The organism is Geothrix fuzhouensis (genome assembly GCF_024609325.1).
GTDB lineage: Bacteria > Acidobacteriota > Holophagae > Holophagales > Holophagaceae > Geothrix > Geothrix fuzhouensis.
This window is the reverse complement of record NZ_JANHMQ010000001.1, coordinates 1005848-1021752: the sequence shown is the minus strand read 5'-3', so window position 1 is coordinate 1021752 and position 15905 is coordinate 1005848. Positions and strand designations below refer to the sequence as shown.

The 15905-nt window shown below is 65.7% G+C and carries 12 protein-coding genes; 6 read left to right on the top strand and 6 right to left on the bottom strand.

The genetic code is table 11. The annotated features are described in order from the left end of the window. The first annotated feature begins 113 nt into the window (after window positions 1–113). Complete coding sequence (locus NOV74_RS04690) at window positions 114–3287, top strand: serine/threonine-protein kinase (protein ID WP_257309699.1); 3174 nt, start codon at window positions 114–116, stop codon at window positions 3285–3287. Here NOV74_RS04690 and NOV74_RS04685 read toward each other — a convergent pair. Both NOV74_RS04685 and NOV74_RS04680 read right to left on the bottom strand, forming a co-directional pair. Next, window positions 3284–3637 (bottom strand): hypothetical protein, encoded by a 354-nt coding sequence (locus NOV74_RS04685; protein ID WP_257309697.1) that lies wholly within the window; start codon window positions 3635–3637, stop codon window positions 3284–3286. The two genes, NOV74_RS04690 and NOV74_RS04685, sit on opposite strands and share 4 nt — an antisense overlap. Before the next feature lie 39 nt (window positions 3638–3676). Next, window positions 3677–4630: an AAA family ATPase gene (locus NOV74_RS04680; protein WP_257309695.1), complete on the bottom strand. Its 954-nt coding sequence runs from the start codon at window positions 4628–4630 to the stop codon at window positions 3677–3679. Between the two features lie 165 nt (window positions 4631–4795). Here NOV74_RS04680 and NOV74_RS04675 point away from each other — a divergent pair, with 165 nt between their 5' ends. The 5 genes from NOV74_RS04675 (at window position 4796) to NOV74_RS04655 (ending at window position 13169) form a co-directional block, all read left to right on the top strand. After that, window positions 4796–5944: a thiolase family protein gene (locus tag NOV74_RS04675; protein WP_257309694.1), complete on the top strand. Its 1149-nt coding sequence runs from the start codon at window positions 4796–4798 to the stop codon at window positions 5942–5944. Window positions 5945–5978: 34 nt separating this feature from the next. Further along, on the top strand, window positions 5979–8342 hold the full coding sequence (locus NOV74_RS04670) for a 3-hydroxyacyl-CoA dehydrogenase/enoyl-CoA hydratase family protein (RefSeq protein ID WP_257309692.1): 2364 nt from the start codon (window positions 5979–5981) through the stop codon (window positions 8340–8342). Between the two features lie 128 nt (window positions 8343–8470). After that, window positions 8471–10510 carry an elongation factor G gene (locus NOV74_RS04665; RefSeq protein WP_257309690.1) on the top strand — a complete coding sequence of 680 codons (2040 nt, stop codon included), beginning with the start codon at window positions 8471–8473 and terminating at the stop codon, window positions 10508–10510. A 114-nt stretch (window positions 10511–10624) separates the two neighbouring features. Beyond that, window positions 10625–12121, top strand: coding sequence for a DUF512 domain-containing protein (locus NOV74_RS04660; RefSeq protein WP_257309689.1), 1497 nt, complete (start codon window positions 10625–10627; stop codon window positions 12119–12121). Between the two features lie 160 nt (window positions 12122–12281). Next, complete coding sequence (locus NOV74_RS04655) at window positions 12282–13169, top strand: DMT family transporter (RefSeq protein WP_257309688.1); 888 nt, start codon at window positions 12282–12284, stop codon at window positions 13167–13169. Window positions 13170–13214: 45 nt separating this feature from the next. Here the strand turns inward: NOV74_RS04655 and NOV74_RS04650 are convergent, their stop codons facing one another. The 4 genes from NOV74_RS04650 to NOV74_RS04635 are packed head-to-tail and all read right to left on the bottom strand — an operon-like array spanning window position 13215 to window position 15842. Then, a complete protein-coding gene (locus tag NOV74_RS04650) occupies window positions 13215–13709 on the bottom strand; it encodes an ExbD/TolR family protein (protein ID WP_257309686.1) in 495 nt (164 codons plus the stop codon). After that, the gene (locus NOV74_RS04645; protein ID WP_257309684.1) at window positions 13709–14206 is read right to left on the bottom strand and encodes an ExbD/TolR family protein; all 498 of its coding nucleotides are present in this window, start codon (window positions 14204–14206) and stop codon (window positions 13709–13711) included. Before NOV74_RS04645 ends, NOV74_RS04650 begins: the two co-directional genes overlap by 1 nt. Window positions 14207–14265: 59 nt before the next feature. Then, on the bottom strand, window positions 14266–14994 hold the full coding sequence (locus NOV74_RS04640; protein ID WP_257309682.1) for a MotA/TolQ/ExbB proton channel family protein: 729 nt from the start codon (window positions 14992–14994) through the stop codon (window positions 14266–14268). Between the two features lie 50 nt (window positions 14995–15044). Next, on the bottom strand, window positions 15045–15842 hold the full coding sequence (locus NOV74_RS04635; RefSeq protein ID WP_257309680.1) for an energy transducer TonB: 798 nt from the start codon (window positions 15840–15842) through the stop codon (window positions 15045–15047). Window positions 15843–15905: the final 63 nt, after the last annotated feature.

Here is a 15905-nt window from a genome sequence, read left to right as displayed (position 1 = left end):
CAGTCTGACCCCCGCCCCGGCCCCGGTCAACACGGGAAGTGCTTCACCTGCAGCCACAAAAGGGGGCACCATGAACGGATCATCAAGGAGCGGAATCGTGCGGAAAGGCAGCCATGGCGACCGCTGAGGAGCGGGTCCTAGCCCTGGCCGTGGCCCGCGGCCTGCTCGAACCCGGCGATATCAGCGGCCACCTGGAGGACCTGGTGACCTCGGGGCGCCTGGCTGGCGGCGACCGCTTGATGCTGGAGCAGGAACTGGCCGATCTGGAGGCCGTCGAGGCGAATCACTGGTCCGTGGAGATCACGGCGCAGACCCACGCGGCGACGGAGGGGGCGATCACTGGGTTGGCTTCCCTGGCGGATCCCTCCGGGGCTGAGCTGGAGGCGGCCTTCCCTGTCGCCGGATTCCGGCAGAGTGGGATCTTCCGCGCCAAAACCCTGGAACGCTGGGGCCGCTTCGAAGCCCTCGAACTCTTAGGCGAAGGCGGCATGGGTCGCGTGTTCCGGGCCACGGACTCCCGCCTCCGCCGGGTCGTGGCCCTGAAGCTCCTCCGGCGGGACGACCCGGACCTCCTCCGGCGCTTCATCCAGGAGGCCCAGCTCCAGGCCCGGGTCGACCACCCGAATGTCTGCCGGGTGCATGAGGTGGGCGAGTGGCGCGGGCAGCCCTACATTGTCATGCAGTTCATCGCCGGGGAGACCTTGCTGAAGGCTGCGCCCGCATTGTCATTGGAGGCGCTGCTCCGCCTGATGACGGAGGTCTGCGAGGGCGTCCATGCGGCCCACCGCGTGGGCCTCATCCACCGCGACCTGAACCCGGCCAACCTGATGGTGGAGCGGCTGGACGACGGGTCCACCCGGGCTTGCGTGCTCGACTTCGGGCTGGCCCGGGGCATCGGGGGTGGGAAGCTCACGCAAACCGGTCAGGTGATGGGCACCGTCTGCTACATGTCTCCAGAGCAGGCGCGTGGGAACACGGCCCTGCTGGACCGCCGGTCGGATGTCTATTCCCTGGGCGCCACCCTTTACGAGGTACTGACCGGGGAGCCACCCTTCGGGGGGGAAGGGCTCGAATGCATGGCGCGCATCGTGAAGGACGATCCGGTGCCGGTCCGGATTCGAGTGCCCACCATCCCTGCCGATCTCGATACCGTGGTGCTCACCTGCCTCCAGAAGGATCCGCGGCGCCGGTACGCCACCGCCCGGGCGCTGGGGGAGGACCTCCAGCGCATTCTGGATGGAGAGCCCATCCAGGCCCGCGCCGCGACGCCGGTGGAGCGGATGGTCCACTGGGCGCGGAAGCGCAAGGCCCTGGTCACGGCTTCAGCCGCAGTCTGCCTTTCCATCGCGGTCTTCGGTGGTTTCGGCGTGCGGGAACGGCTGCGGGCCCAGGCCCAGGCCGCCCATGCCCAGCGGTTTGCCCAGGCCGCCGAACGCATCGAGGCCCTGGGCAGATACCTGCGCATCCAGCCGGCGCGGGACCTGACTCGCGATCAGGCGGATCTCCGGGCCCGGGTGGAGACCCTCGCCCACGAGGTCGAGGCCGCCGGCCCGCTGGCCGCGGCCCCGGGCGCCTACGCGCTGGGGCGGGCGCACCTGGCCCTGGGCGACCCGGCCGGGGCCCGAATCCAGCTGGAACGGGCCTGGGCGCTGGGGTTCCGGACACCAGAGGCGGCCCATGCCGAAGGTCGCGCCCTGGCGGCGATCTACCAGATCGAGCTGGGCAAGGCTTCCGCACTGCCCGATCCAGAGCTCAGACAGCGTCGGCTCGACGAGTTGAAGGAGACCTTGCGGGAGCCCGCGGCCGATTGGCTGAGGCGCGGCGCCAGCGCCAGCCTTGAACCCCCGGCTTTCCGGTCGGGCCTGCTCAGGTTGATGGAGGGCCAGCCGCAGGAGGCCGTCCGGCTGGCACGGGAAGCCGAGGTCCAGGCCCCCTGGTTCTACGAGGCCCTGCGGCTTGAGGCCGAGGCCTGGCTGGCCCAGGCGCGGTTCGCCCAGGAAGCGCAAGTCGCCCAGCCCGCCCTGGAAGCGGCGGGCCGAGTTCTCGCGCAGGCCGAACTCCGGGCACCCTGCGATGTGGATCTCCTCAGCCTGGACATGCGGCGTTGGCAGGAGGCCGTGGCGCGGGGTTGGGAATCGGGAGCGGATCCCAAGGCGCCGGTCCTGGCCCAGGTGGCCGTGGCCGACCGCTGGGTCCAACTGGAACCTTCCGCCGCCGAGCCCCTGGCCTGGCGCGCCCGGGCGCGGGGAGAGATGGCGCGATATCTGACTTACCGGGAAACCGATCCTGGCGTCTGGCTGACCCAGGCGAAGGCGGATGCCAGCGAGGCCATTCGACGGGACCCCTCGGAAATCGAAGCGTATGCAGCCCAAGCCTCGGTCCTGCGCACAGAGGGGTATCGCTTGCTGAGCCGTGGGGAAGATCCTTCGCCGCGTCTGAAGGAGGCGATGGCGGTGGCCGACCGGGGCCTTCGCCTCGATCCGGGGCATATCGTCCTGCTGAATATCCGCAATTCCGCCCTGCTCGCCTGGATCGACACGGCCCGCATGTGCGGCACTTATGACCGGGCTACCGTAGCGCCTTATCTCCAGGAGGCCCGGGCCACAGCGGAGGCTCATCCCGAAGATGCCTATTTTCAGGGGAACTTGGGAAACGTGGCGCAGGCCATGGCCAAAGCTGAAGTCGCTTCAGGTGGGGATCCTTCTGCTGACGCGGAAGAGGCGGTTCGGGCCTATGAAGCAAGTCTGAAGAGCCAGCCGCGCCATGTGGGGTTCCACCGGGGCATTCTCATCGCCCGGGATGCCCAGGCTAAAGCCCTCGCGCGCGATGGGCGCGATCCCAGCGCTGTGGTGGCTCAGGCGCGGGCCGCCTATGAACGAGCCCGGAACCTTCAGGTTCCCCTCTCGACCTTGGCGCCGTATTTCCTGGATGTGCTCCTCTCTGCGGCCACCCAGGCCTTGGCGCAGGACGAGGATCCAGGTAGATATCTGGAGGAGGCGGGCAGGCTGCCGAACCCTCAGGAACGGGGTTCGGATGATCCCGTGGAACCTGGCACAGTATGGCTCCGCTATTGTGCCCTCATGTTACGAACAGGCTACCGGCCGCAGCCACAGGGCCTTCGGGTTTTGGGGGAGGCTACGGCCCGGTCATTGGCCCGACTCCAGCCCGTGGATCCTGCGTTCTGGATGGCCTTGGCTGAGTTTCATGACGCCTGTGGCAATGCGCCCGCAGGCGCACTGGCCCGGAGGCGAAGCAGGGCCCTGAACTCGAGGTGGCGCTCTCGCTAGCCGTTCGTCGGATTCATGATGCTCTTGGACAGGTAGGCGGGGGTCGTCCCGTCCTCCTTGGGGTGGTTCCAGATCTGATTCACCACGGTTGGGGTCATGGGAAGGTGCGGCTGGTCGCCGATGATGGGTTCGCCGTGGGGGAAGTGGCGGAGGAAATCCTCCCGGCTCATGTGCTTGCCTTCAGCCGGGCCGCCCTTGTCGTAGAACTTGCCGAAGACCTCCACGGCCCGGTCGCTCCACACGAGCGCATCGGTGGCCTTGGGATCGATGGTGTGGACCCGCGTGGTGCCGTCGGGCATGAGCACGTTCAGGGTGATGCCGGTTATGCGGGGGCGTAGCGGAGCGGCCATGAGGTTCTCCTGTGGTGTGAGGTGACGTGAGGTTCAGGTTCAAGGGCGGGGAACGGCCTGGAGCAGCTGGGCGATGACCTGGTCCGTGGTGGCGCCGTCGGCCTCGCTTTCGAACGTGAGTAGCAGGCGGTGGCGCAGCACATCGGGCGCCAAGTCCACTACGTCCTGGGGCAGCACGTGGTCGCGACCCTGGAGGTAGGCCAGGGCGCGGGTGGAGGCCTGGAGCGAGAGTGAGGCCCGGGGGCTGGCCCCGCAGCGCAGCAGCTCCTTGCCCTTCCAGACCTTGCCATGGCCGGGCCGGGTGGCCTGCACCAGCCGCACGATGTAGGTGCGGATGGCGTCGTCCAGGCGCACCTTCTGGGCCTCCCGGCCCGCCGCCAGCAGGAAGGGGCCATCCACCACGGGGTTCACCTCATCGCCGTTCAGGTGGGCACGGCGGAGGACCTCCACCTCATCCTCGTGCTTGGGATAGTCCACGCGGAGCTTGAAAAGGAACCGGTCCATCTGCGCCTCGGGCAGAGGGAACGTACCCTCCTGCTCCAGGGGATTCTGGGTGGCCAGCACGAGAAAGGGATCCGGCAGGCGGAAGCTCTCCTCGCCCAGCGTCACCTGGCGCTCCTCCATGGCCTCCAGCAGCGCGGCCTGCACTTTGGAGGGGGCGCGGTTGATCTCGTCCGCCAGCAGCAGGTTCGTGAAGATGGGGCCTCGCTTGGGCGTGAAGGTGAGCTGCCTGGGATCGAAGACCAGGGTGCCCACCACGTCGCTGGGCAGCAGGTCCGGCGTGAACTGGATGCGATGGAAGGTGGTGTGGCTGGCGGCCGCCAGCGTCTTGATGGTGCGCGTCTTCGCCAGACCCGGCAGGCCCTCCAGCAGCACGTGGCCGCGGCAGAGCAGGGCCACCACCAGTCGGCTGAGCAGCTGGGGTTGGCCCACGATCACCTTGCGGCATTCGGCAAGCAGGGGTTCCAGGGAGTGGGCGGAGGTCGCGGTCATGGGGTGTCCTGAAGGTCCACTCATCTTGACTGGAACCGGGCCAGACCGGAATGGTGCATTGACCCCCGGTAGGTCAGCATGACCCACGGTAAGTGCTTACGCGCTCTGTGGCCGGTGCTAGGCTCCTCCAAACCCTGATCTCAGTCACTTCACCTTGGAGGACCCATGCGATCTGCAGTCATCGTCGAAGCCAAGCGCACGCCCATCGGCCGGGGCGTCAAGGGCGCCTACGCCGCCACCCGACCCGAGCAACTGGGCTCGGTGGTCATCGAGGCCATCAAGCCCCTGCTGAAGGACTGGTCGGGCCTGGAGGACGTCCTGGTGGGCTGCGCCATGCCCGAAGGCGAGCAGGGCATGAACATGGCCCGGTTGATCAGCTTCCGCGCCGGCCTGCCCATCACCGCTGGGGCCGCCACCATCAACCGCTTCTGCGGCAGCAGCCAGGAGACCATGCTCATGGCCGCCCGCGCCATCATGGCGAATCAGGGCGACCTCTTCCTCACGGGCGGCGTGGAGAGCATGTCCAAGGTGCCCATGATGGGCTTCAACCCCAGCGTGGATCCTTACATCAGCGAGCACTACCCCGAGGCCTACTGTTCCATGGGCATCACCGCCGAGAACCTGGCCAAGGAATACAAGATCAGCCGCCAGGACCAGGATGAGTTCTCCTACCAGAGCCACCAGAAGGCCGCTGCCGCCTGGAAGGCCGGGAAGTTCGAGCGGGAGGTCGTCCGCTTCGAGGCCAAGGGCTTGGACGGCAAGCCCGTGACCCTCCAGCAGGACGAGTGCATCCGCGCCGAAACCACCATCGAGAAGCTGGGCGAGCTGAAGGCCGCCTTCATGGTCGATGGCTGCGTCACCGCCGGCAACAGCTCTCCCGTCACAGACGGCGCCGCCTTCATGCTGGTGATGGAAGAAGGCCTAGCGAAGTCTCTGGGGCTGAAGGCCCGGGCGCGCATCATCGGTGGTGCCGTCGCTGGCGTGGAGCCGGATCGCATGGGCATCGGCCCCGTGCCCGCCGTGAAGAAGGTGCTGGACCGCTTCGGCCTCAAGCTGGATCAGATCGATGCCATGGAACTGAACGAGGCCTTCGCCGCGCAGAGCCTGGCCGTCATCCGCGAAGGCGGCTACGACCCCAAGAAGGTGAATGCCTGGGGCGGCGCCATCGCCGTGGGCCATCCGCTCGGCGCCAGCGGCGCGCGCATTCTGACGACCCTGCTGAACCGCCTCGAGACCGATGGCGGGAAGTACGGCATCGCCACCATGTGCATCGGCGGCGGCCAGGGCATCGCGTCCATCATCGAGAAGCTCTGATCCAACCACGCAAATCGACATCAGGAGGTTGGATATGAACATCAAGAAGATCGGAGTCCTCGGGTCCGGCGTCATGGGCTCGGGCATTGCGGCCCATGTGGCGTCAGCGGGCTGCCAGGTGGAGTTGCTGGATATCGTCATCGACGAAGCGGCGCCGGACAAGCTGGCGGAGGGTGCCTTGGCGGCCCTGGCGAAGTCCAAGCCCGCCCTGGCCATGCACCCGTCGTTCCTCAAGAAGATCCGGCCCGGCAACCTGCGGGATCACCTGGACCGTCTGGCGGACTGCGACTGGGTGGTGGAGGTGGTGAAGGAAGACCTCGCCATCAAGCGCGAGCTGTACGGCCGCCTGGAGCCCAAGCTCAAGGCCGGCGCCTGGGTCAGCTCGAACACGTCGGGCATCCCCCTGAAGCTGCTGGTGGAGGGCCGCAGCGACGCCTTCCGCAAGCACTTCGTCATCACCCACTTCTTCAATCCCGTGCGCTACCTGCGGCTGCTGGAGTTCGTGAAGGGCCCCGAGGTGGACGAGCAGGAGTCCCTGGCCTTCCGCACCTGGCTGGAGGAAGCGCTCGGCAAGGAAGTTGTGCCGGCCTACGACAGCCCCACCTTCATCGGCAACCGCATCGGTATCCACAGCATCATGGCCACCCTGCAGATGGCCCTCGCCGAGAAGATCCCCTTCGAGGTGCTGGATTCGGTGCTGGGCGACGCGGCGGCCCGGGCCAAGAGCGCGGCCTTCCGCACGGCGGATCTCGCGGGTGTGGATATCCTCGCCGCCACGGCCAAGAACGTCTACGACCTTTGCCCCAACGACGAAGTGCGCGATGTCTTCAAGTTCCCCGAGTTCCTCCAGTACATGCTGGACAACAAGCTGCTGGGGAACAAGACGAAGCAGGGCTTCTTCAAGAAGGGCCCGAAGGACGCCAAGGGCAAGAAGAGCTTCCTGGCCCTGGACCCCGCCACCCGTGAGTACATTCCTCAGGTGAAGCGGGACTGGCCGATCCTGAAGGAACTGAAGGGCATCGACGATCCCGCCGAGAAGGTGAAGACGCTGCTGACCAGCGACACTGAGGCCGGCCGCCTGGCTTGGCGCTGCATCGCGCCCAACCTGACCTACGCCGTGAACCGGCTGGGCGAGGTGACGGACGGCCCCCTGAACGTGGACCGCGCCATCAAGAACGGCTTCGCCTTCGATCTGGGCCCCTTCGAGACCTGGGACACCCTGGGCGTCGAGCGGGTCGTGGCCCGCATGAAATTCGAGGAGCTGCCCATCGCCCCGCTCGTGGAGAAGATGCTCGCCAAGGGCATCACCAGCTTCTACCGCTGGGAGCACGGCGTCCCCGTGGCGCAGCTCAATCCGAAGACCCTGGCCTACGACGCGATCCTGGAAGACAAGCGCGTGATCATCCTCAAGCGCGAGGAAGGTCGCGGGAAGGTGATCGCGGAGAACGGCAGCTGCCAGCTCTTCGATCTGGGCGATGATGTGGCCTGCCTGAGCTTCCACAGCAAGATGAACGCCCTCGACGACGGCATCATCATGCTGATGGAGGACACCATCCAGAAGCATATCCCCGGCCGCTTCAAGGGCCTGGTGGTGGGCAACCAGGGCCAGCACTTCAGCGCTGGCGCCAACCTGGTGATGGTGCTGAACGCCGCCAAGGACAAGCAGTTCGACCTGATCGAAGAAGTGGCTCGGCGCCTGCAGTACGCAGCCCGCATGCTCACCTACGCGCCGTTCCCCACCGTGGCGGCTCCCTTCAACCTGGCCCTCGGCGGCGGCTGCGAGATGACCATGGCCTGCCAGCGGGCCGTGGGCCATGCCGAGCTCTACATCGGCTTGGTGGAAGTGGGTGTGGGCGTCATCCCGGCGGGTGGCGGCTGCCTCCAGATGCTCCTCCGGATGGAAGACGCCATGGCCGCCAAGGGCCAGCTGGGCCCCATGCCCAAGGTGAAGACAGCCTTCCAGTTCATCGGCACCGCGAACGTGAACACCAGCTTCGATGAGGCCCAGCGCAATGGCTATCTGCGCCGCACGGACCGCCGCGTGATGAACAAGGCCTTCCTATTGAACGAGGCTAAGCAGGAGGTTCTCAAGATGGCCGCAGATTTCCAGCCCGTGAAGGAGCGCACCCTGCGTCTCCCTGGCCTGGGCGGCAGCGAGGCCCTGAAGATGGCCGTCAAGGACTTCCAACTGCAGGGATTGGCCAGCGAGCACGATGCGATCATCATGGGCGAGCTGGCCAACATCCTCTGCGGTGGGGATGTGAGCCTCGTCCAGGAGGTCAGCGAGGAACGGATTCTTGAGCTGGAGCGGCAGGCCTTCGCCCGCCTCTGCAGCTACGAGAAGACCCAGGCCCGCATGGATGCCATTCTGAAAACTGGCAAACCCCTGCGGAATTAGCTCGAACTCCCGTTATTTTGTGACTTATGCCGCCTTTTTTGAGGCGGCATTTTTTTGGGTTGCCAGGGGATACGCAGGTCGGAACACTTGGGGCGGTCGATATCCGAACCCCACAATCAGGAGGCACTGTGAGCGGCAATTCTCAGTCAACTCCACGCGTAGCGGCCATCGTGGGCCCCTACCTCTCCGGAAAGACCTCCTTGATGGAGAGCCTTCTCTTCGTGGCAGGCGCCCTGCCGCGCAAGGGCTCTGTCAAGGAGGGGAACACAGTCGGCGATGCTTCCCTGGAAGCGAAGGCCCGCCAGATGAGCGTCGAGGCCAGTCTCGCGGCCTGCACCTACGAGGGTGAGGGCTGGACGCTCATCGACTGCCCAGGTTCTGTCGAGTTCCGCCAGGAGACTGTCCACGCCCTCATGGCCGCGGACATCGCGGTGGTGGTGTGCGATCCCGATCCGGCCCGCGCGCTGATGGCCGCGCCGGCCTTGAAGTTCCTCGACGACCACAAGATCCCGCACGTGATGTTCATCAACAAGATGGAAGCTCCGGGCAGTGCGGGGCGGCTGAAGGATGTGTTCAACGCCCTGCAGCTGGTGTCTGAGCGCCCCCTGGTGCTCGTGGAAATCCCCATTCACGAGGGCGATCAGGTCACGGGCTATGTGGATCTCATCAGTGAGCATGCCTACCAGTACGAAGCGGGCAAGGACGCGGACCTCAAGCAGCTGCCGGATTCCGTGCTGCCCGAGGAGCGCGAGGCCCGCCAGCTCATGCTGGAGAAGCTCGCGGACTTCGATGACCACCTCATGGAAGAGCTGTTGGGTGATGTGGTGCCTTCGCTGGAGGAAGTCTCTGAAGACCTGGCCAAGGATGTACGGGACGACTTGTTGGTGCCGGTCTTCTTCGGGTCCGCCGACAAGGATGCCGGCGTGCGCCGTCTGTTCCAGGCCCTCTGTGACGAAGCGCCCCGGGTGGAGGCCACGGCCGAGCGGCTGGGCATCCCCGAGGGCAAGGACACGCTGGTGCAGGTGTTCAAGAGTGTGCATGCCCAGCACGTGGGCAAGCTGAGCATCTCCCGGGTGTGGCGCGGCGAAGTGGCCGATGGCGCGGTCCTGGCCGGCAACCGCGTGAGCGGCATCAACCGGCTCTTCGGCGCCCAGCAGATCAAGCAGACGAAGGCCTCGGCTGGCGAAGTGGTGGCCCTGGGCCGCATGGACGAGGTGCGCACCAGCGAGGCCCTGACCCCTTCCGCCAAGCTGGAGTTGGACTGGCCGGAACCTCTCCAGCCCATGCTGGCCCTCAGCCTGCACACCCTCAAGAGCGGTGACGATGTGAAGCTGTCGTTGGCGCTCCAGAAGCTCTGCGAGGAGGATGCTTCTCTTCAGGTGGAGCAGAACGCCGAGACCCAGGAGCGCGTCCTCTGGGGCCAGGGCGAGGTGCACCTGAAATGTGCGCTGGACCGCCTCAAGAGCCGCTTTGGCCTCGATGTCCAGCAGCACCCGCCCATGGTTCCCTACCGCGAGACCTTCACGAAGGGCGCCAAGGTGCATGGTCGCCACAAGCACCAGACCGGCGGCCACGGCCAATTCGGCGATGTGTGGTTCGAGGTGAAGCCCCTGCCGCGCGGCACGGGTTTCGAGTTCGAGGAGCGCATCGTTGGTGGCGTGGTGCCCAAGAACTTCTTCGGCGCCATCGAACACGGCGTGGTGGAGTGGATGAAGCGCGGCCCCCTGGGCTTCCCCGTGGTGGACATCCACGTGGCCCTGGTGGACGGCAGCTACCACACCGTGGACAGCTCCGACATGGCCTTCAAGACGGCCGCCCGCATCGGCATGACCGAGGCTGCGCCCCTCTGTCATCCCGTGCTGCTGGAGCCGATCTCTGAAGTCCACATCAGCGTTCCCAGCGAGTACACGCCGAAGGCCCAGCGCCTCGTGACGGGCCGCCGCGGCGGCCAGGTGCTCGGCTTCGACGCCAAGCCCGGCTGGAAGGGCTGGGACGTGGTCTCCGCCTACATCCCACAGGCCGAGATGAGCGATGTCATCGTCGAGCTCCGCAGCCTCACCATGGGCGTTGGCTCCTTCACCTGGTCCTTCCACCACCTTCAGGAACTGGTGGGACGGGATGCGGACAAGGTGGTGGAGGCGAGGAAGGCGGCGAAGACCACGGCCTGAGGTCGAATGCGGCTCCAGCCTTGCCCGGCTGGAGATAGGAAAAGCCATTCTTCCTTCAAAATGAGACAATCTATCTCCGGATTCCCGCAGGTAATCCGGAGCATGGAGTGTTCCTTGGCCCAAAAAGGCGTCCAGATCATCGCGGTGGAACCCGGCAGTCTGGCCGAGGAGGCGGGCCTGCGCCCCGGCGACACTCTGCTTGAGATCCACGGCGAGGCGGTGCTGGATCAGCTGAACTACCAGTTCCTCATCACTCGCGAGGACGAGGCGGAGCTGCTCGTGCAGCGGCCGGATGGCAGCACCTTCATGGCCTCGGTGGAGAACGGCGGCGAGGGCATCGGGGTCGATCTGGCCCAGGACGAGGTGAAGGTCTGCAAGCAGAACTGCGTGTTCTGCTTCGTCCACCAGATGCCCAAGGGCTTCCGGAAGTCCCTCTACCTGAAGGATGAGGATGTGCGCCTCTCCTTCCTCTACGGCCACTTCACCACGCTCTCGAGCAGTGATGATGCTGAGCTGGATCGCATCATCCGCGAGCGGTTGAGCCCCATCCACGTCTCGGTCCATGCCACAGATCCGGAAGCCCGGGTGAAAGTGGTAGGCAACCCCCGCGAAGGCCACATTCTCCGCAAGATCGACCGCCTGCTGGCGGGAGGTATCGATGTCCACACCCAGGCGGTGGTGGCGCCGGGGCTCAACGACGGGGCCATCTGGCAGCAGACTGTGGACGACCTCTGGGCCCGGTACCAGGAAGGGCGCGGTAGCGTCCTCAGCCTGTCCTGCGTGCCCGTGGGGCTCACGGCCCATCGGGAGAACCTGCCTTCGGTCCAGGATGTGGACGCAGTCTTTGCCCGGGAGTGGGTGGCCCGCTGGGCGCCCGAGGTGCGGAAATACGCCAAAGCCAACGACGGCGAGCCCTGGCTGCTGCTGGCGGACGAGTGGTTCACCCGGGCGGGCATCGAGGTGCCAGGGCGGGTCTTCTATTCGCGGTCCTGGGCCCAGCTGGAGAACGGTGTGGGCCTGGTGCGGCGCTTCCTGGAACACAGCCGTCGTTTCATCAAGAGCCCGCGAGCCAAGGGTTTTGCGGGCCGGCGGGTGCTGTTGCTGACGGGATCGAGCTTCGCCCCCACACTCTCGCGGGTAGCCGCCGAATTGAACCGCGCCGTGGGCAGCCAGCTACGCGTAGTGCCCGCCCGGAACTTCAGCTTCGGCGACAGTGTCACCGTGGCGGGCCTGCTTTGCGGCGAGGATCTGAAGTACGCGGCTCACGCCGATCGTGATGCCCACGCCAGGCAACAGGAGCGCGGCGGCCGGAAGGATTGGGTGGATGCGGTGGTGGTGCCCTCGTCCAGCCTGCGCACCCACACGGGCCCCACGGACCAGTACACCCTGCGCGGCGTGGTGGTGCGGGAGGAGGGTACGTTCCTGGACGACCTCACGCTGCCCCAGATGGCGGCGGAGCTCGGGGTTCCCACGGTGCCCAGCGGGGCGAACCTCTCCCATCTCCTCGACCACCTGGAGGCCGCAGACCGCGGCGCCTTCCGGGGTGGGGCCTTGACCTCCGCCTTCCACACGGCCGGTCTGAATCTGCCGCAGGGTGCCTACAACCCCTGATTGGCTTCTTCTCTTCAACGAATAGGAATGAATGAAAGCGGAGGGCAGCAGAGGAGCGGAGGATAGCTGAGAAAGAAAAAGGCTGTTCTCCGCTTTCCTTGGCGACTCCGCTTCCTCTGCTTATCAGATTCTTTATTGTCCAACCTTGGATGACTCGAGGATGACTGCTTCCATTCCCGCCCTGTCCCGCCGCCGCATGGTGGCCCGTGCGGAGCTTGCCGGTTCTGCGCTCTGCTTTGGCCTGATGGCCATCCTGGCGCGGAAGCTCACGCTACCGGGCATGGGGTTCTCGGCGGGCCATCTGGCGGTGCTGCGGTTCGTGGTGGGGGCCCTGGTGAGCCTCCTGGCTTTCGGCCTGATCCCCGGGCTCTACCGCCCCAACAACTATCGGCTGCTGGTGGCGCGTGGGCTTTCCGGCGGCGCGGTGGTGGTGCTCTATTTCTACGCCCTGGCCCACATCCCGGCGGGGGAGGCGGGCATCCTCTACAACGTGTTCCCAGTGATCGCCGTGGTGATGTCCCTGGTGCTCTTCAAGGAGCGGCCCACGATCCACCTCTGGTTGGCGATCCTGGCGGCCTCCCTGGGCGTGGTGCTTGTGCTCAGCCAGGGCCACCTGGGCCTAGGTCTCGGTCGGGGAGCGTTGGCGGCCTTGGCGGCGGCCATCTTCGCGGCCACCAGCGCCAACGCCATCCGCGCGGCCCGCCACACCGAGAATGCCGCCACCATCTTCTTCTTCTTCTGCGTGGCGGGTCTTCCCGTGGTGGTGCCCTTCGCCCTTTCGCCTTGGCCCGGCGGCTTCGAGGCCTGGGGTCTGGCCATCCTCATGAGTCTGCTGGCCTTCGGAGGGCAGATGCTGATGTCCGAGGCCTACGGGACCCTGGCGGTCTCCGAGGCGGCGGTCTGGCTTCAGCTCCTGCCCATCGTCCAGTACCTCCTGGCGGTACCCATGCTGGGGGAGCGCGCCACCGGGGCCGGATTGGCCGGCGTCCTGATCACCGTGGCTGGAGTGGCCTACGGCACGGTGCTGGGGCACCGCAGGCGGGCATGAAAAAAGGGCCCCGGATGGGGGCCCTTTTCGTGGTTCGGGGCAAGCCTAGCTGACCGGCGCAGCCACGATCCGCTTCTTGAGAGAGACCGCAACCTTCACGTCGCCCCCATCCTGGCCCTGGAACTTGTCCAGGTTCTCGAGGGACTTCTTCTTCGCCAGATCCGAGGCAACACGGATGGCATCGAGTACATCCACCATGGCCTGGAACTTCACGTCCTCATCCACCTTCAGGAAGACCTTCCGGTAGTTGAGGGGCTGCAACATCACGGCCTCGGGCAGCTTGTCCTTGATGCCCTGGGCGTCGATCTTGTCCTGCTGGAGGGTCAGGGTGCCGTCCTGATCCACCTGGATTAGGATGTTGTTCGGATCGGCCTTGGGGGGAGTGGCGGTCTGGACGACCTGGGGCACTACCACCTTCATGGCCTTGCTGAGGCCAGGGACCATCACGATGAACACGATCAGGAGCACCAGCACGATGTCGATCAGCGGGGTGACGTTGATATCGGTTTTTGCCTTGCCTTTGGCGCCGCCGGCATCCATCAGTTACCCCCTTCCTTCTTGTCCTTGTCCTCGCTCGTCACGATGGAGGCCTCGTCGGCACCACCCTTCCGGCAGGACTGGAACAGCTCGTTGATGTATTTGAAGGGCAGATCCGCATCGGCCTTGATGAACACGCGCTTGTCGTTAAGCATCGAGACGTTCCTGTTGATGTAATCCTCGAGCTTCTGGCGCTGGCCTTCGTCATTGATGAAGAACCGTTCGTCCTTGGCGTCCTTGTCGTCGATGAGCACGGGACCAGGGCCGGTCACTTCGTACTTGTCGTTGCGCTTGGAGGTCAACATGAGGGTCAGGTACTTCTGGCCCGCGTCCACCTGCTGGTCCACCTTCGGGGCGTGCTTGGACAACGGCAACTTCACAGCATTGTTCACGGCGGGTGTGATCACGATGAAGATGATCAACAGCACCAGCACGATGTCCACAAGTGGCGTGACGTTGATGTCGGACTTCATCCCACCCTTGGAACCACCTGTATCCATGGTGTGTTCTCCTCAGAAATCGCCCGGGAGCTCGCGCCCCCGGGCTGGGTGGCGGATCTTTAGTTCTGGCTCTCGCGGCGGATGAACTCGTCGATCATCTGGGAGGCCGCGTTGTTGATGTTGGTGACGACGACATCCTGCTTGGTGGTCAGCAGGTTGTAGATCCACACGGCCGGGATGGCGACGAACAGGCCGAGCGCGGTGGTGGCCAGGGCCTCACCGATGGAGCCGGCCAGGGCGTTGATGTCGCCAGCGCCCTTAGTCTTCAGGTCGGAGAACACCTTGATGATGCCGATCACGGTGCCGAGCAGGCCGATGAAGGGAGCCAGAGCACCGATGGTGCCCAGGCCGCTCATGCCCTTCTTGAGGAGCTCGACCACTTCGGCGGTGCCGCGCTGGATGGCGCGCTCCACGGGCTGGATGGCGTCGTGGTTGGGGTTCATGGTCTTGAGCTGCTTCTCGTACTGGAAGATGTCCAGGCCGTGCTTCAGCACCAGGGCGATGTGGCTCTTGTTGTGGGTGGTGGCGGCGCGCTTGGCGGCTTCGAAGTCGCCACGACGGAGGGTATCCATGAAGAGCTTCAGGAACTTGTCAGAGGCCTGCTTGCTCTGCGCGTAGGTCACGAAGCGCTCGATGGCCACGTAGATCTGGTAGGCCATCAGGATGAACAGGACGGAGATGATGAACTTGTTGGCGATGGAGGCCGAGCGCCAGATCTCAGCCGCGGAGAAGCTGTCGTGGCCACCTTCGGCGAGACCGAGCATCAGGGGGGAGTAAAGCAGGTTCATGAGATTTCCTTATGGAATGAGGAGAGTTATGAACGTGGGAAAGGGGGCTGTTACCTCAGCCGGAACGGCATCGTCAGCTTGAAGCGCGCGTATTGCGGGGCGCCATTCAGAAGGGCAGGCTCGAACTTCCACTGCATGGCGTAGGCTTCGGCCGTGGGCCGCAGCTGGGGGGGGCCTTCTTTCGCGACGGCCGAGGTGGGCACGCCATCGGGGCCAACCACGATCTCCACGACCACCGTGCCCTGGATCTTGGCGATCTTGGCGAGGGGTGGGTAGGGCGGGGCGGGGGGCTGGTACTTCACCTTGATCTGGCTGAAGTCGAAGTCCACCACCTTGCCAGTGCCACCGACCACACCGCCGACGACGCCGCCAACCACGCCGCCGATGACGCCACCGGGGACGCCGCCAGGCACGCCGCCCGGAACACCGCCGAGGGAATGATCCTGCTTCGGAAGCTCTTTCGGCGCCTGCTCAGGCACCACTTCCTGGCGCGGGTCGATGGGGGTCGTATCCACCTTGCCGGCCGACACGGCCATCGGCGGCGGCGGCGGCGGCGGGGGAGGCGGGGGAGGCGGCGGCGGCGGCGGTGCGGCCTCAGCCTGTTCGGCGAGGTCGATCGACATCGTCTTCAGCACTTTCTGGCCAGTCTCCGTGTGCTTCGCCAGCTGGAAGGCCACGAGCGCGAAGAGCGCATACATGGCAATCGTCGTGGGGATGGTGACCTTGGGGTTGCCCCGCCTGATGGCGTCGTTCCCCGCTGCGAGGGAGGACTTGTAGACGGCGTCCTCCAGCGTCTCCATCGGAGGGGCCGGCTTTGCGGGGGTTGATTTCTTGGGATCTTTGCTCATGCGACTCCCGTGAAAGATCCAGGGGAAAAAACAGCGAGCCGAATCGACGGGAACATCGATCCG

Coding starts and splice junctions, on each gene's coding strand:
- NOV74_RS04635 (WP_257309680.1), bottom strand. CDS start 15,842: ATGAGCAAAGATCCCAAGAAATCAACCCCCGCAAAGCCGGCCCCTCCG.
- NOV74_RS04690 (WP_257309699.1), top strand. CDS start 114: ATGGCGACCGCTGAGGAGCGGGTCCTAGCCCTGGCCGTGGCCCGCGGC.
- NOV74_RS04645 (WP_257309684.1), bottom strand. CDS start 14,206: ATGGATACAGGTGGTTCCAAGGGTGGGATGAAGTCCGACATCAACGTC.
- NOV74_RS04675 (WP_257309694.1), top strand. CDS start 4,796: ATGCGATCTGCAGTCATCGTCGAAGCCAAGCGCACGCCCATCGGCCGG.
- NOV74_RS04670 (WP_257309692.1), top strand. CDS start 5,979: ATGAACATCAAGAAGATCGGAGTCCTCGGGTCCGGCGTCATGGGCTCG.
- NOV74_RS04640 (WP_257309682.1), bottom strand. CDS start 14,994: ATGAACCTGCTTTACTCCCCCCTGATGCTCGGTCTCGCCGAAGGTGGC.
- NOV74_RS04685 (WP_257309697.1), bottom strand. CDS start 3,637: ATGGCCGCTCCGCTACGCCCCCGCATAACCGGCATCACCCTGAACGTG.
- NOV74_RS04680 (WP_257309695.1), bottom strand. CDS start 4,630: ATGACCGCGACCTCCGCCCACTCCCTGGAACCCCTGCTTGCCGAATGC.
- NOV74_RS04655 (WP_257309688.1), top strand. CDS start 12,282: ATGACTGCTTCCATTCCCGCCCTGTCCCGCCGCCGCATGGTGGCCCGT.
- NOV74_RS04650 (WP_257309686.1), bottom strand. CDS start 13,709: ATGGATGCCGGCGGCGCCAAAGGCAAGGCAAAAACCGATATCAACGTC.